Source organism: Methylibium sp. Pch-M (genome assembly GCF_004136295.1).
Taxonomy (GTDB): Bacteria; Pseudomonadota; Gammaproteobacteria; order Burkholderiales; family Burkholderiaceae_C; genus Methylibium; species Methylibium petroleiphilum.
In genome coordinates this window covers 302,331-320,866 of sequence record NZ_CP029606.1, presented here as the reverse complement: position 1 = coordinate 320,866, position 18,536 = coordinate 302,331, and the positions used below count along the sequence as shown (strand labels likewise).

Sequence of the window (18,536 nt, the reverse complement as noted above, 5' to 3'; positions counted from 1 at the left end):
ATGACGCGCAGCACCGTCACGGTGGCCAGGATCGCCGGCTGGCGCCCGGCGATCCTGGCTGCGGCACTGCTGGGTGCCGGGGCCGCACAGGCCGGTCTGTTCGACGACGACGAGGCGCGCCGTGCGATCCTCGATGCGCGAGCGCGCATCGACCAGGTCGATCAGGCCGCCAAGGCGCGCGAAGCCGACTTGACCGAGCAGGTGAACCAGCTGCGGCGCAGCGTGCTCGACCTGAACACCACCATCGAGCAGCTGCGCGCGGACCTGGCCAAGCTGCGTGGCAGCGACGAGCAGTTGCAGCGCGATGTGGCTGAACTGCAGCGCAAACAGAAGGACGTGCAGCAGGGCATCGACGAACGCCTGCGCAAGATGGAGCCGCAGAAAGTCACGCTGGACGGCAAGGAATTCCTCGCCGAGCCGGAGGAAACGCGGCTGTACGGCGAGGCCGTCAACGTGCTCCGGCAGGGCGACTTTGCCGGCGCGGTCAACGCCTTCAGCGCCTTCCAGCGTCGCTATCCCAGCAGCGGCTACTCGACTGCGGCGCTGTACTGGCTGGCCAATGCACAGTACGGCAAGCGCGACTACAAGGACGCCATCCCGTCCTTCCGCGCGCTGGTGGCTGCGGCGCCCGACCACCCGCGTGCGCCCGAGGCCCTGCTGTCGATCGCCAACTGCCAGCTCGAGCTGAAGGACACCAAGTCCGCACGCCGCACGCTCGACGAACTGCTGAAGAACTACCCGAAGAGCGAGGCCGCGCAGGCCGGTCGTGAGCGGCTCGCCTCATTGAAGTGAGCGCGTTGCCGGAGCCGGACGAAGCCGACCTGGAGCGCCGCTTCGGCGGCCTGCGGCGGCTCTACGGAGAGGCCGGCTACCGTCGGATCAGGGCGGCCCGGATCGGCGTGGTCGGTGTCGGCGGCGTCGGTTCCTGGGTGGCCGAGGCGCTTGCGCGCAGCGGCGTGGCCGCACTCACGCTGATCGACCTCGACCACGTCAGCGAGTCCAACATCAACCGGCAGGTGCAAGCCCTCGATGCCACCCTCGGCCAGGCCAAGGTGCTGGCATTGCGGGATCGCATCGCGCAGATCCATCCGGCGTGCCGGGTGCATGCGGTCGAAGCTTTTGTCGAGGCCGACAACTGGCCGGCGCTGTTGCCGGAACGCGTCGATGCGCTGGTGGACGCCTGCGATCAGGTTCGCGCGAAGGCGCTGCTGGCGGCGTGGGCGCTCGACGCCGGCTTGCCCTATGTATCGGTGGGGGCCGCCGGCGGCAAGCGCCGCGCGCAAGCGGTCGAGGTCGAAGACCTCGCCGAGGTGACCCACGATCCCTTGCTGGCGTCCCTCCGGCAGCGCCTGCGACAGCGGCACGCGGCGGCGCGCAAGGGGGCGATCGGCGTGCGCTGCGTGTTCTCGCGCGAGGCCGTGAGCGAACCCGACGAGGCTTGTCGCGTTGACGGCAGCCTCAACTGCCATGGCTACGGATCCGCCGTCAGCGTCACGGCCACCTTCGGTTTGGTCGCCGCAGGTGAGATCATCGAGAGCCTCGTGGTCCGTGAAGCGCAGACTTGAATCCGAGAAAAAAGTCTGGCTATAATGAGCGGCTCTACGGCGGGTTGTTAGCTCAGTCGGTAGAGCAGCGGACTTTTAATCCGTTGGTCGCGTGTTCGAGTCACGCACAACCCACCAAGGCGCTCCTCACGGGGTGCACACCGTGGCCAGTTCACGGGCTCTTAGCTCAGTTGGTAGAGCAGCGGACTCTTAATCCGTAGGTCGAGTGTTCGAGTCACTCAGGGCCCACCAAGAAAGACGAGGCCTCGCACGACAGTGCGGGGCCTTTGTCATTTCTGGCTGTCGCGCGCGCGAGATCCCTCATCAGGCGATGGCCAACCGCCCAGCCTCTCGTGATGTCCGTGGCCTTGGTGGCTGAGGATCAGTGTGAATCGCGCGGCGATCCATTCGGTCTGTTCGATGAGGTGCTCTGGTACGAGTATCGGGTCATAGAGCAGCGTCATGTGGGGTGTGCGGGACGGCTTCGGCCTGAGCCCTGCGCGGCGGAGTTCGTCCCCCAGTGTGTCCCGCAGTCGGGTCACGGCGTCATCGCTTTGAGCATCGCAGCGCAGGACGAAGGGGTTGTTGCCTGCGGTGTCGAAGCTGCAGGCGCGATCGAACACGATGGACGAACCCGGCCAGGTCACTCGGGCAGCCGCGGCCCGGGCAGCGTCGATATCCGATCGAGGGATCCTGTTGGCGTAGCCCGCGACCGCATGCAGGCTGACGTGCAGGTTCTGAGGTGGCAGGCACGGACCCCGCAGCCCGTGGCGCCTGCGCAGCTCGGCGCCGACCTGTGCAAGGTGTTCTGCGTCGTCAGGCAGAGGGACGAGTGCAAAGAACAGGTTGTAGCCACGCAACTGGCCCGCGCGCCCGCGGACGACCTCAGGCTCGAACAGTGCGGGCTCGGCAGGGACTCCTGGCAGGCTCATTTGATCGGGCATGGCATCCGCTCCTCGGGTCGATGTTCCTGGTGGCAAACGGGTTTTCACGCGAGCCTCGAATGGCACCGACGACTCAGGGTCATTCGTTGTCCGACGGCGGCGGCCGGTCTAAGGGTTACATCCCATGGCCTCTGTCGCCTGCGTGACGGAAATGCTGCCTTCGCTCCTCCATCCTTGGACCGCGCTTCTCCCGTGACGCGACGCTCGGTCACGGCCGCTGAAATCACCAAGTGAAGGGGACCGTGATGAACGACAAGACCGTTGCCAAGACCACCAAGGTGGACGCCGTGGTCATCGGGGCAGGCATCGCCGGGCTGTACCAGGTCTACCGCCTTCGCGAGCAGGGGTTCGACGTCCAGGCTTTCGAGGCCGGCTCCAACGTCGGTGGCACCTGGTACTGGAATCGCTACCCGGGCGCCCGGTTCGATTCCACGGCCGAGGTCTACCAGTTCTGGTTCTCGGAAGAGCTCTACAAGGGGTGGAAGCCGAGCGAGCGCTTCCCGGCGCAACCCGAGTCCGAGCGCTGGCTGAACTACGTGGCGGACCGCTGTGACCTGCGCAAGCACTACCGGTTCAGCACGCGCGTCGAGGCGGCGCACTACGATGAAGCTGCGCAGAGCTGGTCGATCACGACCGACCAGGGCGATACCGTCCAGGCGCGCTTCCTCATCACCTGCTGCGGCATGCTGTCGGCGCCGCTGACGTCGGTGTTCCCCGGTCAGGACAGCTTCAAGGGCCAGTTGTTCCACACCGCGCGGTGGCCGAAGGAGCCGGTCGATTTCACCGGCAAGCGCGTGGGCATCGTGGGCGCCGGGGCGACGGGCATCCAGGTCATCCAGACGATCGCGAGTCAGGTCGGCCACCTGAAGGTGTTCTTGCGCACGCCGCAATACACCATCCCGATGAACAACCCGAAGTACACCGAGGCGGTCTGGGCCGGGTTCTCGAGCCGCTTCCACGAGATGAAGGAACGCGTGCAGCGCACCTTCGCCGGCCACGTCTACGACTTCGGCGGCTACGGCACTTGGGCCGAAAGGACGCCCGAGGAGCGGATCGCCGTGCTGGAGGAGCTCTGGAACGACGGCTCGCTGGCGTTGTGGCTGGCCTCGTTCTCCGAAATGTTCTTCGACGAAAAGGTCAACGCCGAGGTCTCCGAGTTCGTGCGCGGGAAGATGCGCGAGCGGCTCAAGGACCCGGTGCTGTGCGAGAAGTTGATCCCCACGAGCTACGGCTTCGGGACCAACCGCGTGCCGCTGGACACCAACTACCTGGAGGCCTACCACCGCCCGAACGTCGAGATCGTTGACGTGAAGGCGTCGCCGATCGAGTGCGTCACGCCCGAGGGTGTGCGAACCGCGGACGGCAAGCTCCACGAACTCGACATCCTGATCCTGGCGACGGGTTTCGATGCGGGAACGGGTGCACTGACGCGCATCGACATCCGCGGTCGCGGTGGGCGCTCGCTCAAGGAAGACTGGGGCCGCGAGATCCGCACGACGATGGGCCTGCAGGTGCACGGCTATCCCAACCTCTTTACGACCGGGGCGCCGCTGGCGCCGTCGGCGGCCTTCTGCAACATGACCACCTGCCTGCAGCAGCAGGTCGACTGGATCACCGAGTGCCTGGTGGCGCTTCGCCGCAAAGGTCTGACCGTCATCGAGCCCAGCCGGTCGCTGGAAGACGAATGGGTGGCTCACCACGACGAGACCTCCAACGCGACGCTGCTGGTCAAGACCGATTCCTGGTACATGGGAACCAATGTCAAGGGCAAGCAGCGCCGCATGCTGTCGTACATCGGTGGGGTCGGGAAATACCGCCAGCGCTGCGAAGAACTGGCCGCCGGTGGCTACCCGGGTTTCGAGATGCGCTGAGTCTGCTAGTCGGTCTCGGGCGTCAGCGTCAGCACGGCCGGGATCGTCTCGTCGCAGTTGTCCAGCAGCCCGGCATGCACGGCCCGCAACGTCGCGAGGCTGCCGACGTGGGGCAGGACCGTGTCTGCGCCGCAGAGCGGACACATGGCGGTGGATTCGCCGTGCGTCCAGCTCACCACGTCGGCCGGCTCGAAGATGGCCAGGCAAGAGAAGCAGCCTGCAATCCGCGCCGAAGCCAGTTCGACGCGGTTGTTGAAGGAGTCGTAGCCGGTGTCCGACATGTGCGAAGCGTCGGTTGCAGGACTCAGGACGTCACGCTGTCGCGCAGCGCCTTGATCTGGTCGTGGTTGGCCTGCACCCCAAGCAACTGCCGGCCGAGGGTCTGCTGCACGTCGATCGGCAGTGGCTGCTTCAGCGCCTTGCGATAACGGGCCAGCGCCGCGTCCTCGCCGCGTTCGCACTCCTCCAGCAAGGCGTGATCGCTGCTGCCGGTCAATGCATCCTTCACCGAAACCCATCCCCGATGAAGGGCGCCGGCGACGCTGCCATGATCCTCGGGGCTTCCCCCGTGCTGCAAGACCAGGGCCTGCAACTCCACCGCGGCGCTTTCGCATTCCGCGGCACGGGCCTGCAGCGTTTGCTTGAGGGAGACGGACTCGGCCCGCTCGGCGCATTTCGCGAATCCGTACTGGCCGTCCTTCGACGTTTCGATCAGTTCGTTCAGGATGTGGATGACTTGCTTGTCGCTCATGGGATGACTCCTCGAAGTTGGGCAAGTGGGACCACCCAGGGTGGATGGGGCCGTGGTCACTCGATGATGGGTGGCCTGCAGTCCAAAGGCAGTAGGGCGATCGCGCCGCGTGCTGTACGAACGCGCCTACACCGTGTCTCCTTCGCTGCGAATGAACGCCCCCTTGATCTGGCGCAAGGCCCTCTGAGCAGTCTGGATCGACGCTAGCGACCGACGCGCGGCGGGGGCTTCTTGCCGTGGCCGTACGCTTTCTTACACTGCATCAGTCCCCGTGCACGCCAGCTTGACCATCATTCGCCAGGAGCATCGGGCGCTGTCTGCGATGCTGCGCGCCATCCACCTGATGCTGGGCGAGCATCGCCGGCGCGGAACGCTGCCGGACTTCGGGATGCTGCGCGCCATGCTCTTCTACGTCGACGAGTTTCCCGAGCGCCTGCACCATGCCAAGGAAAGCCGGTTGCTGTTCCCGATGCTGCGGTCGCGCAGCGCAGAGCGCACCGCTGTGCTGAACCGGCTCGATCAGGACCATGCCCAGGGCGAGCAGTTCATCCGCAGGCTCGAACACGAACTGCTGGCTTTCGAGGTGATGGCCGAGACGCCCCAGGGCGAGGAGCGACGCGGGCGTTTCGAGCGGTCGATGACAGCCTACATGCACTTCTACCTGAACCACATGCGCACGGAGGAGGCGATGGTGCTGCCGATGGCCGAGCGCGTGCTCGGTGATCAGGACTGGAGCGAGCTCGACGCGGCCTTCCTGCTGAACCGCGACCCGCTCGCCGGCGGCGAGGGCGATACGGTGTATGCCGATGTCTTCAGGCGCATCACCGAAGCGCAACCGACCCTGCTGGGTCTGGGCTCCGCGCTGGAGGCATTGGCCGGCCGGGCGACGGCGAGGTCCGTCTAGAGCGCTCGAGACCGGCCCGGGCGGCCGATCGGTCTCCGGCGGACCGATACTGCGTCCATGCAGGACGAGGCCTCAGTTCCCCCAACGCCGCGCTGGATTCGCGCACTGTGGTCGCTGGCGGGGGGGCTGGCCTTGCTGACGGGCCTGGTCGGCACCGTGCTGCCCCTGTTGCCTACGACGCCCTTCGTGCTGCTGGCGGCCTTCTGCTTCGCGCGCGGGAGCGAACGCTGCGAACGTTGGCTGCTCGGGCATCGACGCTTCGGACCGATGATTCAGGCGTGGCGTTCGCATCGCGCGATCCCGCTGGCGGCGAAGCGACTGGCCACGGTGATGATGACGCTGGGCTGTGTCTGGTCGTGGTGGTGGCTGTCTTCGCCCTGGCGATGGGCGCCCGCACTGTGCTGCACCGCCGTCGCGCTGTGGATGTGGCGCCTGCCGACGGCGGGCGCGACGCAGCGGCTGCCGGGTCGCGATTGAGCGACGTCGCTCCATCGCCATCTCCGCGCGACGGGGTCGGATTTCGCTCGCGGGCAGAATTTGCGCATGAGCCCGTCGACCCTCGCTGCCGCATCGACCGCCGTGCGCCGCATGCCGCTGTGGATCGGCGTGCTCGCGCTGTCAGCCTGTGCCGGTTACAGCCCTTCGGGCCTGCCCGTCGGTACACCGCAGGCGCAAGTCATCGAGCGCATGGGGTCGCCGACCGGGCGCTATGCTCTCGCCCCGTCCGGTGAGCGGCTGGAGTTCGCCCGAGGACCGATGGGCAAGCACACTTACATGCTCGACTTCGATGCCGACCAGCGGCTGCAGCGCTGGGAGCAGGTGCTGACCGAGAAGAATTTCTATGCACTGCAGATCGGCATGAGCCGCGAGGAAGTGCTGCGGCGCATCGGCCATCCGTCGAATGTGCGCTTCCTGTCACGTCAGCAGCACCAGCTCTGGTCCTACCGCTACGACACGCCGTTCTGCGTGTGGTTCCAGGTCAGCCTCGACACCTCCGACAAGGTGGCTGAACTGGGCAACAACGTCGATCCGCAGTGCGACGATCTCTTCGACGGTCGCTGATTCCATGCCCACGATCACCCTGTACGGCATCCCGAACTGCGACACCGTGAAGCGGGCCCGCGCCTGGCTGGAGGCCCGCGACGTCGGCTACACGTTCCACGACTTCAAGAAACAGGGCGTGCCCCCCGACTCGCTCGCCGGCTGGGTGGCTGCCGTCGGCTGGGAGACGCTGGTCAACCGCAAGGGCACGACCTGGCGCCAACTCGATCCTGCGGTGCGGGAGTCCGTCGTCGACGCGGCGAGCGCCCAGCGGGCGCTGCGGGAGCATCCGTCGCTGGTGAAGCGGCCCGTGGTGGAGTGGCCGGGTGGCCTGACCGTCGGCTTCGACGAAGCGGTGTTCAGCGCACGGCTGCCCCACTGAGGACGCGACGACCGTCGTGCCGCATCCTCACAAAGCGGCGGTCACGCGGCGAGCAACTGCCTCAGCACGAAGGGCAGGATGCCGCCGTGCTTGTAGTAGTCCACCTCGATCGGCGTGTCGATGCGCAGCGTGACGATCACGGTTTTCTTCTCGCCGGTCGGCGTGGTGATGACCAGCGTGGCGTCCGATTGCGGCTTCATGTCGGCATCGACCACCACGTCCACCACCTCGTCGCCGATCAGCCCCAGCGTGCTCCATGAGTCGCTGCCCTTGAACTGCAGCGGCAGCACGCCCATGCCGACCAGGTTGCTGCGGTGGATGCGCTCGAAGCTCTTCGCCACCACGGCCTTGATGCCCAGCAGCTGCGTACCCTTGGCGGCCCAGTCGCGCGACGAGCCGGTGCCGTACTCCTCGCCGCCGAAGATCACCGTGGGGACGCCGGCGGCGATGTACTGCATGGCGGCGTCGTAGATCGCGAGCTTGCGGCCCTTGTCCGCGCCGTCGAGCTGGAAGAGGGTGTAGCCGCCTTCCTCGCGCGCGCCGTCGTCCTTGGGTGGCAGCATCAGGTTCTTGATGCGCACGTTGGCGAAGGTGCCGCGCATCATCACCTCGTGATTGCCGCGGCGCGAGCCGTAGCTGTTGAAGTCGGCCTTCAGCACGCCGCGCTCGAGCAGGTACTTGCCGGCCGGCGTGGTGTCCTTGAAGGAGCCGGCCGGCGAGATGTGGTCGGTGGTGATCGAGTCGCCGAACAGGCCCATGATGCGTGCGCCCCTCACGCCGGCGTCCGCCACGGCCGGCTCCATGGTGAAGTCCTGGAAGAACGGCGGCTCGGCGATGTAGGTGCTCTTGGGCCAGGTGTAGACGTTGCCCTTCACGCCCTTGATCTGTTCCCACAGCTTGCCGGGATCGCTCTTGACCTTGTCGTAGTTCTTCTTGAACGCCTTGCCGTCCATCGCGAACTTCATCAGCTTGTAGATCTCGTCGCTGGTGGGCCAGATGTCGCCCAGGTACACCGGCTTGCCGCCCTTGCCGGTGCCCACCGGCTCCGTCATCAGATCCCTGCTCACGGTGCCGGCGATCGCGTAGGCCACCACCAGCGGCGGACTGGCCAGGAAGTTGGCCTTCAGGTTCGGGTGGATGCGGGCCTCGAAGTTGCGGTTGCCCGACAGCACGGCAGCGCACACCAGGTCGTTCTTCGTGATCGCCTCGTTGATCTCGGGCGTCAGGTCGCCGGCATTGCCGATGCAGGTGGTGCAGCCGTAGCCGGCGACGAAGAAGCCGAGCTTCTCCAGGTAGGGCAGCAGGCCCGCCTTCTCCAGGTACTCGGTGACGATGCGCGAGCCCGGCGCGAGCGAGGTCTTCACGTGCTTCTTCACCTTCAGCCCGGCCTCCACCGCCTTCTTCGCCAGCAGCCCGGCGGCCAGTAGCACGCCTGGGTTGCTGGTGTTGGTGCAGGAGGTGATGGCGGCGATCAGCACGTCGCCGTTCCGGATTTCCAGGCCGTCGCTGGTGGTGAAGGCCTGGCCCAGCTTCTCGGCCGGCTGGTTGAAGCCGTTCTCCGCCGGCGGCTTGCTGAACAGCGCGCCGAACTGCGACTTCACGTGGCCGAGCTCGATGCGGTCCTGCGGGCGCTTCGGCCCCGACAGCGAGGGTGCCACCGTGCCCAGGTCGAGCTTCACGACCGCGCTGTAGTCGATGTCGCCGGACTTGGGCACGCCGAACAGCTTCTGCGCCTTGAAGTAGGCCTCGAAGGCCTCGATCTCGGCCTTGCTGCGGCCGGTGCCCTGGAAGTAGTCGATGGTCTTCTCGTCGACCGGGAAGAAGCCCATCGTGGCGCCGTACTCGGGCGCCATGTTGCCGATCGTGGCGCGGTCGGGCAGGGCGAGGGTGCGGGTGCCTTCGCCGAAGAACTCGACGAACTTGCCCACCACCTTGGCCTTGCGCAGGATCTCGGTGACGGTCAGCACCAGGTCGGTGGCCGTCACGCCCTCGCGCAGTTGGCCGGTGAGCTCGAAGCCCACCACGTCGGGCGTCAGGAAGTAGACCGGCTGGCCCAGCATGCCGGCCTCGGCCTCGATGCCGCCCACGCCCCAGCCGACCACGCCGATGCCGTTGATCATCGTCGTGTGGCTGTCGGTGCCGACCAGCGTGTCCGGGTAGTAGATGCCGCCCTGGGTCTTGTGCACGCCGCGCGCCAGGTACTCGAGGTTCACCTGGTGCACGATGCCGAAGCCGGGCGGCACGACGCCGAAGGTGTCGAAGGCGTCCATGCCCCACTTCATGAACTGGTAGCGCTCCTGGTTGCGGCTGAACTCCAGCTTCATGTTCAGGTCCAGCGCCTTGGCCGAGCCGAAGTGGTCGATCATCACCGAGTGGTCGACCACCAGATCCACCGGCACCAGCGGCTCGATCGCCTTGGGGTTCTTGCCCATCTTCGCCGCCACGTTGCGCATCGCGGCCAGGTCGGCCAGCAGCGGCACGCCGGTGAAGTCCTGCAGCACCACGCGGGCGACGACGAAGGGAATCTCGTCGCTGCGCTCGGCAGTCGGCTGCCAGTTCGCGAGCTGCTCCACGTGCTCCTTCGTGACCTTCTTGCCGTCGCAGTTGCGCAGCACGCTCTCCAGCACGATGCGCACCGACACTGGCAGGCGCGCCACGTTCGGGAAGGTCTTCGCCAGCTCGGGCAGCGAGTAGAACCGGCCCTCCTTGCCGGAGGCGGTCTTGAAGCTCTTCAGGGTCTTCGGGAAGGCGTGCGGGCTCGTGGCGGGCATGGTCGACCTCGTTGTGGGGTGGGGTTGAAAACGATTATGCGGTTTGCATGCCGACACCACATGACATCGCGGCACCTTGGTCGACGCACCCTTGCGAGGGCCGGTGCGCTCCCCCGTCATCCGCTCCAGTGGGGAGGAGCCCGCGGCGGCCGTGCCGCCGAACAATCGCCGCGGGCCATCGAGCGGAAGGAGCCGGCCATGCAGGGGATGTCGAGGCGTGATGTGGTGGGGCGGGCGCTGGCTCTGGCTGCGGCGCTCGGCGTCCGGGCTGCCGGCGCCGCAGCGGAGCCGCCGCCCGGCGTGGCCGCGCCGGCGATGCTGCTGGCGCGCGAGGCCGCGGCCGGCCAGTCGCCGGTCGGCTACCGGGTGAGCGAGAAGCTCGACGGCATCCGGGCGCAATGGGACGGCCGCGTGCTGCGGTTCCGCGGCGGCGGCCTGGTCCCGGCGCCGGCCTGGTTCACCGCCGGCTTGCCGCCCGTGGCGCTGGACGGTGAACTGTGGCTCGGCCGTGGCCGTTTCGAGGCGCTGACGGCGATCGTTCGGGACCGTCAGCCCGACGATGCGGGATGGCGGCAGGTACGGTACGGCGTGTTCGAGCTGCCGGGCGCCCCCGGCCCGTTCGCCGAGAGGGCGGCGCGGATCGAGCGGCTGGTCGGGCATGCAGGGCCCGGGCCGCTGATGGCAGTGGCGCAGTGGGAGCTGCCCGATCCCGCAGCCTTGCAGGCCCGGCTGGCCAGCGTGGTGGTGCAGGGCGGCGAAGGGCTGATGCTGCACCGGGCCGACGCCCCCTACGTCACCGGCCGCAGCGAGGTGCTGCTGAAGCTCAAGCCGCTGCAGGACGGCGAGGCGGTCGTCGTCGGGCACGTGGCGGGGAAGGGTCGCTTTGTCGGGCAGTTGGGCGCCTTGCGCGTGCGCACGCCGCAGGGGCGGGAGTTCGCGCTCGGCACGGGCTTCAGCGACGCACAGCGGGCTTCTCCGCCTCCGCCGGGCACGGTGGTCACCTACACCTACCGCGGCACCACGGCGCGCGGCCTGCCGCGCTTCGCCAGTTTCCTGCGGGTGGCCGGGCCTTGACGCCGGTCCCGGTCACGGCTTGAGGTATGTTGCGGGCGATGAGCGAACACAGCTTCTACTGGCACGACTACGAAACCTTCGGGCGCTGGCCGCGGCGCGACCGGCCGGCGCAGTTCGCCGGCGTGCGCACCGACGCCGAACTCAACGAGATCGGTTCGTCGCTGATGCACTACTGCCAGCCCGCGCCCGATTTCCTGCCCGATCCCGAATCCTGCCTGCTGACCGGCATCCTGCCGCAGACCTGCCTCGAGCAGGGCCTGCCGGAACATGCCTTCGCGGCCGCCATCGAGCGCGAGCTGGCGGCGCCGGGCACGGTGGGCGTGGGCTACAACACCATCCGCTTCGACGACGAGGTGACGCGCCATCTGTTCTGGCGCAACCTGATGGACCCCTATGCCCGCGAGTGGCAGAACGGCTGCGGGCGCTGGGACCTGCTCGACGTGGTGCGCTGCACCTATGCGCTGCGGCCCGAGGGCATCGAGTGGCCGCGCCACGACGACGGCCGCGCCTCGTTCAAGCTCGAGCACCTGACGGCGGCCAACGGCCTGACGCACGAGGCGGCGCACGATGCGCTGTCGGACGTGCGCGCCACCATCGGCCTGGCCCGGCTGATCCGCCGGCACCAGCCCCGCCTGTGGGACTTCTGCTTCCGGCTGCACCGCAAGGACGCGGTGATGGCGGAGATCGGTGCCGGTGCGCGGCGGCCCTTTCTGCACATCTCCGGCATGTACCCGGCCGAGCGGGGCTGCCTCGCCGCGGTGTGGCCGCTCGGCGCTCACCCGACCAACAAGAACGAACTGATCGTCTGGGATCTGGCGGCCGACCCCAGCGAACTCTACGGACTCGATGCCACCGCGATCCGCCAGCGCCTGTTCACCAAGGCCGAAGATCTGCCGGAGGGCACGACGCGCCTGCCGATCAAGAGCATCCATATCAACAAGTCGCCGATCGTCATCGGCAACCTCAAGACGCTGAGCCCGGCGATGGCCGAGCGCTGGGGCTACGACGCGGCCCGGGTGCAGCGCCACGCCGACATCGCCCTGGCGCACGACACGCTGCCGCGCGCGCTGTGGGCAGAAGTGTTCGCGCGGCCCGCGCCCGAGCAGGCACCCGACGTCGACGAAGACCTGTATGGCGGCTTCGTCTCCCATGCCGACCGGCGCACGCTCGAGCGGCTGCGTGGGCTGCCGCCGGAAGGGCTGGCGGGCCAGCGCCCGTCGTTCGAGGACGGGCGCCTGGAGGAACTGCTGTTCCGTTACCGCGCGCGCAACTTCCCGCACACGCTCAATGCCGAGGAGCGGGCCCAGTGGGAGCAGCATCGCGCCGAGCGGCTGCACCTGGGCATCGGCGGCGGCAGCAGCCTGGCGGCCTTCTTCGAACGCATCGACGCGCTCAGCGAATCGGCCGACGAGCGGGGCCAGGACATCCTGGGCGCGCTCTACGACTATGCCGAGCAGATCGCGCCGCCGGCCCCGTGAAGCCAGAGCGCGGCGGCGAACGATGAAGATCGGCGTGATGGGCGCGGGGGCCGTGGGCTGCTACTACGGCGGCATGCTGGCGCGTGCCGGCCACGAGGTGGTGCTGGTTGGCCGACCGACCCATGTCGAGGCGCTGAAGCAGCGCGGTCTGCGCTTGCAGACGGCGGCCTTCGACGTCGAACTGCCGGTGCGCGCCAGCACCGAGGCGGTGGCGCTGATCGACGCGGCGCTGGTGCTGTTCTGCGTCAAGTCGACCGACACCGAGGCGGCCGGCCTCGAACTGCGTGACCACCTGGCGCCGGATGCGCTGGTGCTGAGCCTGCAGAACGGCGTCGACAACGCCGAACGGCTGCAGGCGCTGGTCGGTGTGCCGGTGTGGCCCGCGGTGGTCTACGTCGCTGCCGAGATGGCCGGTCCCGGCCACGTGAAGCACAACGGTCGCGGCGAGCTGGTGATCGGACCGACCGCCGTGCGCGGCTCCCCGGGCACGCTGGAGGCCGCCGGCCTGCTGGCGCTGCTGGGCGATGCCGGCGTGCCGGCCGAGACCGGGGACAACGTGGCCGGCGTGTTGTGGGCCAAGCTGGTGCTCAACTGCGCCTACAACGCGCTGTCGGCGTTGACGAACCTGCCCTACGGCCCGCTGGTCGCCCGCGAAGGCATCGCGCGCGTGATGGACGACCTGATGGCCGAGTGCCTGGCCGTGGCCGCCGCCGATGGCGTGCGGATCCCGGGCGAGGTGCCGGCGTCGGTGCGCCGCATCGCGCAGACCATGCCGGCGCAGTTCTCGTCGACGGCACAGGACCTGCGCCGCGGGCGCCGCAGCGAGATCGATCACCTCAACGGCTACGTCGTGCGGCGCGGCGAGGCCACCGGCACGCCAACGCCAGTGAACCGCTGCCTGCACGCGCTGGTGAAGGCCCTGGAAGCGCCGCCCGCCTGATGCGCGTTCCCTGGCGTCCGCTGCATGCGCTGCCGCTGCATGTCGTCAACGGCATCGGCGTGGCGCTCGGCATCTGCCTGATCCAGGCGCTGGTGGCGGCGCTGGCCGGCAGCGCGCCGGCCCTGTGGGCGGTCAGCGGCGCGGTCTGCGTCAGCCTGGCCGACTTGCCGGTGGTGCCGCGGCGCAGCTGGCACAGGGTGTCGCTGGCGGCGTTCAGCACCTGCGTCGTGACGGCGTTCGTCGTCGCGCTGCGCCTGCATCCGGTGGCGCTCGGTGGCGTGGTGGTGGTGGTGGCCTTCGCCTCCGCGATGACGCTGGCCTGGGGCCTGCGCGCCGGTCCGGTGTCCTTCGTCGGCATCCTGGCGATCGTGTTCGCGATGGCGTCGCCGCCGGTGTCGGGCGCGGCTGCGGTGTTCGCGCACACCGCCTGGACGGCGCTCGGCGCGGCCTTGTACATGGCCTGGGCGATGTTCTGCTCGGTGATGCTGCAGCGCCGCTATCGAGCGCTGGCCTTGGCTGGCGTGCTGGAGGGGCTGTCCGCCTTGCTGCGGGCGCGCGCCGCATTGCTCGTGCCTTCATCGCCGCAGGTGCGCGGCAGCGACTCGGCCGCCGACCGACTGCGCACGTGGATCCACGACGAGACGGCGCTCAACGACCGGGTGCAGGCGGCGCGCGATCTGATCTTCGAGCGGCCGGACCGCGATACCGAAACGCGGACCTTCGCCGGCCTGCTGGTCACCGCCGTCGATCTGCGCGACACCCTGCTGGCCAGTGAGCTCGATCTGGGCCTGCTGGGCGACGATGCGCTGGCGGCTGCGGTGCGCCAGCGGCTCGCCGCCAATCTGGAAGCGCAGGCGGCCGCGCTCGATGCGATGCAGGGCGCGCTGCGCTACGACGACCCGGTGGAGGCTACGCACGACAGCGACGACCGCCCGCTGCACGCCTGGGTGGCCGGTGTCTCGATCCCGGCGGGCGACCAGCGCAAGCACCTGTTGCCAGCGCTGGCCGATCGCGCGCAGCACATGATCGACGACCTGCGGCAGATGCGCGCGCTGTTGCGCGGAGAGTTGTTGCCGCTGCGGTTGACGCAGGAAGAGTTGAGCCTGTTCGTGTCGGTCGAGGGCTGGCCGCTCGCCGCACTGAAACCACACACCAGCGGGAGATCGCCGGTGCTTCGGCACGCCGTGCGCTCGGCCGTCGCGCTCGGGGCGGCCTACTTCATCGGCGAGGCACTGCCCTGGGCCTCGCACCCGCACTGGCTGGTGCTGAGCGTCGCGGTCGTGCTGCGCGGCAATCTGGAGCAGACGCTCGAGCGGCGCAACGCGCGGCTCGGCGGCACGGTGCTCGGCTGTCTGCTGGTGCTCGGGCTGGCGCAACTGCACTGGAGCGGCGTGGCCTCGGTGGCCTTTCTGCTGGCGGTTGCGGCCGCGCATGCCTTCGTCAACGTGCGCTATCTGGTCACGGCGATCGCTGCCACCGTGATGGCCCTGCTGCAGGCCCACCTGGCCGATCCGGCCGCCGGCTTCGCAGTGGCCGAGCGCCTGGCCGATACCGCACTCGGCGCCGGGCTGGCCTGGGCGTTCTGCTACGTCCTGCCGTCGTGGGAGCGCAGCAGCCTCACGCGCGCGCTCGACCGGCTGCTGAACAGCCTGAACGTGCTGGCCATCGAGGTGCTGACCTGGCCCGAGCCCGGGCGCGGTCGCGCGCGGCTGGGCCTGGCGCGCCGCGAGGCCTACGAGTCGCTGGCGGGGCTGGCCGCGGTGGCCCAGCGCAGCAGTGTCGAGCCGGAACGCGTGCGGGTGCCCTTGCAGGCCATCACCGACGCACTGACCCACGGACAGGAAATGCTCGGTCACCTGGCCGCGATGCGGCAGATGCTCACCCGCCGGGTCGACGCGCTCGACCGCGAGCCGGCCGAGGCGGTGCTGCGTCGCGCCGCCGCGGCGGTGCACGCCTGCCTCGCGCCGGGTCCGACGTCGGCGGCCGCCGCGTCGGCCGAAGTCGCGCTGGCAGCGCTGCTGTCCTTCGAACTGCCGGCCCAGTCGGCAGGGACGGCGCTGTTGCCGTGGTTCGAACGCCGCTCGCAGATGGTGGTACAGGCTGCTCACGGCGTGGCCGCCGCGGTGCAACGGCTGCGCGCGCACGCGCAACGGCGGGCCTGAAAGGAAAACGGCCCGCAGGAACTGCGGGCCGTGGCCTCGAGCGGCGTCGCCGATGATCAGGCGGCGACTTCCTTCGCGACGCTCGCGTACTCGTCGATCTGGTCGAAGTTCATGTAGCGGTACACGCTGTCGGCGTCCTTGTTGATGATGCCCATCGCCTCGTGGTACTCGGCCACCGTCGGGATCTTGCCGAGCTTCGATGCGATCGCCGCCAGTTCGGCCGAGGCCAGGAACACGTTGGTGTTCTTGCCCAGGCGGTTCGGGAAGTTGCGGGTGCTGGTGGAGACCACGGTCGCGCCTTCACGCACCTGCGCCTGGTTGCCCATGCAGAGGCTGCAACCGGGCATCTCGGTGCGGGCACCGGCGGCGCCGAAGTTGGCGTAGTGGCCTTCCTTGATCAGCTCGCTCTCGTCCATCTTGGTCGGCGGGGCGACCCACAGCTTGACCGGGATGTCGCGCTGGCCGCCCAGCAGCTTGGCGGCGGCGCGGAAGTGGCCGATGTTGGTCATGCACGAGCCGATGAAGGCCTCGTCGATCTTGGTGCCGGCGACCTCGGACATGAACTTGGCGTCGTCCGGGTCGTTGGGGCAGCAGACGATCGGTTCCTTGATGTCGGCCAGATCGATCTCGATCACGGCGGCGTACTCGGCATTCTTGTCGGCCTCGAGCAGTTGCGGATTGGCCAGCCAGGCCTCGACCTTCTCGATGCGGCGCTGCAGGGTGCGGGCGTCGGCATAACCGTCGGCGATCATGTTCTTCATCAGCACCACATTGCTGGTGAGGTACTCCTTGATCGGCGCCGGGTTGAGCTTGATGGTGCAGCCGGCGGCCGAGCGCTCGGCCGAGGCGTCGCTCAGCTCGAAGGCCTGCTCCACCTTCAGGTCCGGCAGGCCTTCGATCTCCAGCACGCGGCCCGAGAACACGTTCTTCTTGCCGGCCTTGGCGACCGTCAGCAGGCCGGCCTTGATCGCGTACAGCGGGATCGCATGCACCAGGTCGCGCAGCGTCACGCCCGGCTGCATCTGGCCCTTGAAGCGCACCAGCACCGATTCGGGCATGTCCAGCGGCATCACGCCGGTGGCCGCGCCGAAGGCCACCAGGCCCGAACCCGCGGGGAAGCTGATGCCGATCGGGAAGCGCGTGTGGCTGTCGCCGCCCGTGCCCACGGTGTCGGGCAGCAGCAGGCGGTTGAGCCAGCTGTGGATCACGCCGTCGCCCGGGCGCAGCGCCACGCCGCCGCGGTTGCTGATGAAGGCGGGCAGTTCGCGGTGCGTCTTCACGTCCACGGGCTTCGGGTAGGCCGCGGTGTGGCAGAAGCTCTGCATCACCAGGTCGGCGCTGAAGCCCAGGCAGGCCAGGTCCTTCAGTTCGTCTCGCGTCATCGGGCCGGTGGTGTCCTGGCTGCCGACGGTGGTCATCTTGGGCTCGCAGTAGGTGCCCGGGCGCACGCCCTGGCCCTCGGGCAGGCCGACCGCTCGTCCGACCATCTTCTGCGCCAGCGTGAAACCGGCCTGGGTCGCGGCCGGGGCCTTGGGCAGGCGGAACAGCGTCGAGGCGGGCAGGCCGAGAAACTCGCGCGCCTTGCCGGTAAGGCTGCGGCCGATGATGAGGTTGATGCGGCCACCGGCACGCACCTCGTCGAACAGCACCTCGTTCTTCAGCTTGAACTCGACGACGGTGGTGCCGTTCTTCTGGATCTTGCCCTCGTAGGGCAGGATGTCGACCACGTCGCCCATCTCGAGCTTGGACACGTCGACCTCGATCGGCAGCGAGCCCGAGTCCTCCTGCGTGTTGAAGAAGATCGGCGCGATCTTGCCGCCCAGCGTGACGCCGCCGAAGCGCTTGTTCGGCACGTAGGGGATGTCCTGGCCGGTGGCCCAGATCACGCTGTTGGTGGCGCTCTTGCGCGACGAGCCGGTGCCCACCACGTCGCCGACGTAAGCGACCAGATGGCCCTTCTTCTTCAGGTCGTCGATGAACTGCATCGGGCCGCGCTTGCCGTCTTCCTCGGGCTTGAACGCCGCGCCTTCGCGGGTGTTCTTCAGCATGGCCAGGTAGTGCAGCGGGATGTCGGGGCGGCTCCAGGCGTCGGGGGCCGGCGACAGGTCGTCGGTGTTGGTCTCGCCCGGCACCTTGAAGACGGTGACGGTGATCTTCTTGTCGACCTCGGGGCGCGAGGTGAACCATTCGGCGTCGGCCCAGCTTTGGATCACTTCCTTGGCCTTCGCGTTGCCGGCCTTCGCTTTCTCGGCCACGTCGTGGAAGAAGTCGAACATCAGCAGCGTCTTCTTCAGGCCTTCGGCCGCGACGGCGGCCACGTCGGCGTCGTCAAGCAGGTCGATCAGGGGCTTGACGTTGTAGCCTCCCACCATCGTGCCCAGCAACTCGGTGGCCTTGGCCTTGGAGATCAGCGCGACCGCGAGATCGCCGTGCGCCACGGCGGCCAGGAACGAAGCCTTGACCTTGGCGGCGTCGTCGACGCCCGGCGGGACGCGGTGTGTCAGCAGGTCGAGCAGGAAGGACTCTTCGCCGGCCGGCGGGCTCTTGATCAGCTCGATCAGCTCGGCCACCTGCTTGGCTTCGAGCGGCAGCGGCGGGATACCGAGCGCGGCGCGTTCGGCGGCATGTTGGCGATAGGCTTGCAGCATGGTGGACTCCGGGGACGGTAGGAGGA

16 protein-coding genes and 2 tRNA genes are annotated in these 18,536 nt (G+C 68.6%); 13 read left to right on the top strand and 5 right to left on the bottom strand.

Annotation, left to right across the window (positions count from 1 at the left end; genetic code table 11):
- The 4 genes from ybgF to C1M51_RS01495 all read left to right on the top strand — a co-directional run bounded on the left by ybgF (position 1) and on the right by C1M51_RS01495 (position 1,796).
- Positions 1-792, top strand: a complete 792-nt coding sequence (gene ybgF / locus C1M51_RS01510) for a tol-pal system protein YbgF (RefSeq protein WP_129447917.1) — start codon at positions 1-3, stop codon at positions 790-792.
- Positions 789-1,565, top strand: a complete 777-nt coding sequence (locus tag C1M51_RS01505) for a ThiF family adenylyltransferase (RefSeq protein WP_207207785.1) — start codon at positions 789-791, stop codon at positions 1,563-1,565. The genes ybgF and C1M51_RS01505 overlap by 4 nt, the downstream gene beginning before the upstream one ends.
- Positions 1,566-1,606: 41 nt before the next feature.
- A tRNA-Lys gene (locus C1M51_RS01500) sits at positions 1,607-1,682 on the top strand.
- A 38-nt stretch (positions 1,683-1,720) separates the two neighbouring features.
- A tRNA-Lys gene (locus C1M51_RS01495) sits at positions 1,721-1,796 on the top strand.
- A gap of 38 nt (positions 1,797-1,834) precedes the next feature.
- Here C1M51_RS01495 and C1M51_RS01490 read toward each other — a convergent pair.
- On the bottom strand, positions 1,835-2,488 hold the full coding sequence (locus C1M51_RS01490) for a 2'-5' RNA ligase family protein (RefSeq protein ID WP_129447915.1): 654 nt from the start codon (positions 2,486-2,488) through the stop codon (positions 1,835-1,837).
- Between the two features lie 245 nt (positions 2,489-2,733).
- On the opposite strand from C1M51_RS01490, the gene C1M51_RS01485 reads away from it, so the two are divergent.
- Positions 2,734-4,359 carry an NAD(P)/FAD-dependent oxidoreductase gene (locus C1M51_RS01485; protein WP_129447914.1) on the top strand — a complete coding sequence of 542 codons (1,626 nt, stop codon included), beginning with the start codon at positions 2,734-2,736 and terminating at the stop codon, positions 4,357-4,359.
- Positions 4,360-4,364: 5 nt separating this feature from the next.
- Here the strand turns inward: C1M51_RS01485 and C1M51_RS01480 are convergent, their stop codons facing one another.
- On the bottom strand, positions 4,365-4,640 hold the full coding sequence (locus C1M51_RS01480) for a hypothetical protein (protein ID WP_129447913.1): 276 nt from the start codon (positions 4,638-4,640) through the stop codon (positions 4,365-4,367).
- Between the two features lie 23 nt (positions 4,641-4,663).
- Positions 4,664-5,110: a PA2169 family four-helix-bundle protein gene (locus tag C1M51_RS01475; RefSeq protein ID WP_129447912.1), complete on the bottom strand. Its 447-nt coding sequence runs from the start codon at positions 5,108-5,110 to the stop codon at positions 4,664-4,666.
- Positions 5,111-5,393: 283 nt separating this feature from the next.
- On the opposite strand from C1M51_RS01475, the gene C1M51_RS01470 reads away from it, so the two are divergent.
- The 4 genes from C1M51_RS01470 to C1M51_RS01455 all read left to right on the top strand — a co-directional run bounded on the left by C1M51_RS01470 (position 5,394) and on the right by C1M51_RS01455 (position 7,437).
- Entirely contained in the window at positions 5,394-6,014 is a 621-nt protein-coding gene (locus C1M51_RS01470) for a hemerythrin domain-containing protein (RefSeq protein ID WP_242499904.1), read from the top strand.
- A 57-nt stretch (positions 6,015-6,071) separates the two neighbouring features.
- The gene (locus C1M51_RS01465; RefSeq protein ID WP_129447911.1) at positions 6,072-6,491 is read left to right on the top strand and encodes a YbaN family protein; all 420 of its coding nucleotides are present in this window, start codon (positions 6,072-6,074) and stop codon (positions 6,489-6,491) included.
- 66 nt (positions 6,492-6,557) lie between these two features.
- Positions 6,558-7,076 (top strand): hypothetical protein, encoded by a 519-nt coding sequence (locus C1M51_RS01460; protein ID WP_129447910.1) that lies wholly within the window; start codon positions 6,558-6,560, stop codon positions 7,074-7,076.
- A 4-nt stretch (positions 7,077-7,080) separates the two neighbouring features.
- Positions 7,081-7,437, top strand: a complete 357-nt coding sequence (locus C1M51_RS01455) for an arsenate reductase (protein ID WP_129447909.1) — start codon at positions 7,081-7,083, stop codon at positions 7,435-7,437.
- A 41-nt stretch (positions 7,438-7,478) separates the two neighbouring features.
- Here the strand turns inward: C1M51_RS01455 and acnA are convergent, their stop codons facing one another.
- Positions 7,479-10,208: an aconitate hydratase AcnA gene (gene acnA / locus C1M51_RS01450; RefSeq protein WP_129447908.1), complete on the bottom strand. Its 2,730-nt coding sequence runs from the start codon at positions 10,206-10,208 to the stop codon at positions 7,479-7,481.
- 198 nt (positions 10,209-10,406) lie between these two features.
- Between acnA and C1M51_RS01445 the strand changes: the two genes are divergently transcribed.
- From C1M51_RS01445 to C1M51_RS01430, 4 genes are read left to right on the top strand one after another with little or no spacing between them, the layout of a single operon-like run.
- Positions 10,407-11,282, top strand: coding sequence for a DNA ligase (locus C1M51_RS01445; RefSeq protein ID WP_310733943.1), 876 nt, complete (start codon positions 10,407-10,409; stop codon positions 11,280-11,282).
- A gap of 38 nt (positions 11,283-11,320) precedes the next feature.
- Entirely contained in the window at positions 11,321-12,760 is a 1,440-nt protein-coding gene (gene sbcB / locus C1M51_RS01440; protein WP_129447907.1) for an exodeoxyribonuclease I, read from the top strand.
- A 22-nt stretch (positions 12,761-12,782) separates the two neighbouring features.
- Positions 12,783-13,700: a ketopantoate reductase family protein gene (locus C1M51_RS01435; protein WP_129447906.1), complete on the top strand. Its 918-nt coding sequence runs from the start codon at positions 12,783-12,785 to the stop codon at positions 13,698-13,700.
- On the top strand, positions 13,700-15,862 hold the full coding sequence (locus C1M51_RS01430; RefSeq protein WP_129447905.1) for an FUSC family membrane protein: 2,163 nt from the start codon (positions 13,700-13,702) through the stop codon (positions 15,860-15,862). Before C1M51_RS01435 ends, C1M51_RS01430 begins: the two co-directional genes overlap by 1 nt.
- Before the next feature lie 56 nt (positions 15,863-15,918).
- Here C1M51_RS01430 and acnB read toward each other — a convergent pair whose 3' ends face one another.
- Positions 15,919-18,510 carry a bifunctional aconitate hydratase 2/2-methylisocitrate dehydratase gene (gene acnB / locus C1M51_RS01425; protein WP_129447904.1) on the bottom strand — a complete coding sequence of 864 codons (2,592 nt, stop codon included), beginning with the start codon at positions 18,508-18,510 and terminating at the stop codon, positions 15,919-15,921.
- Positions 18,511-18,536: the final 26 nt, after the last annotated feature.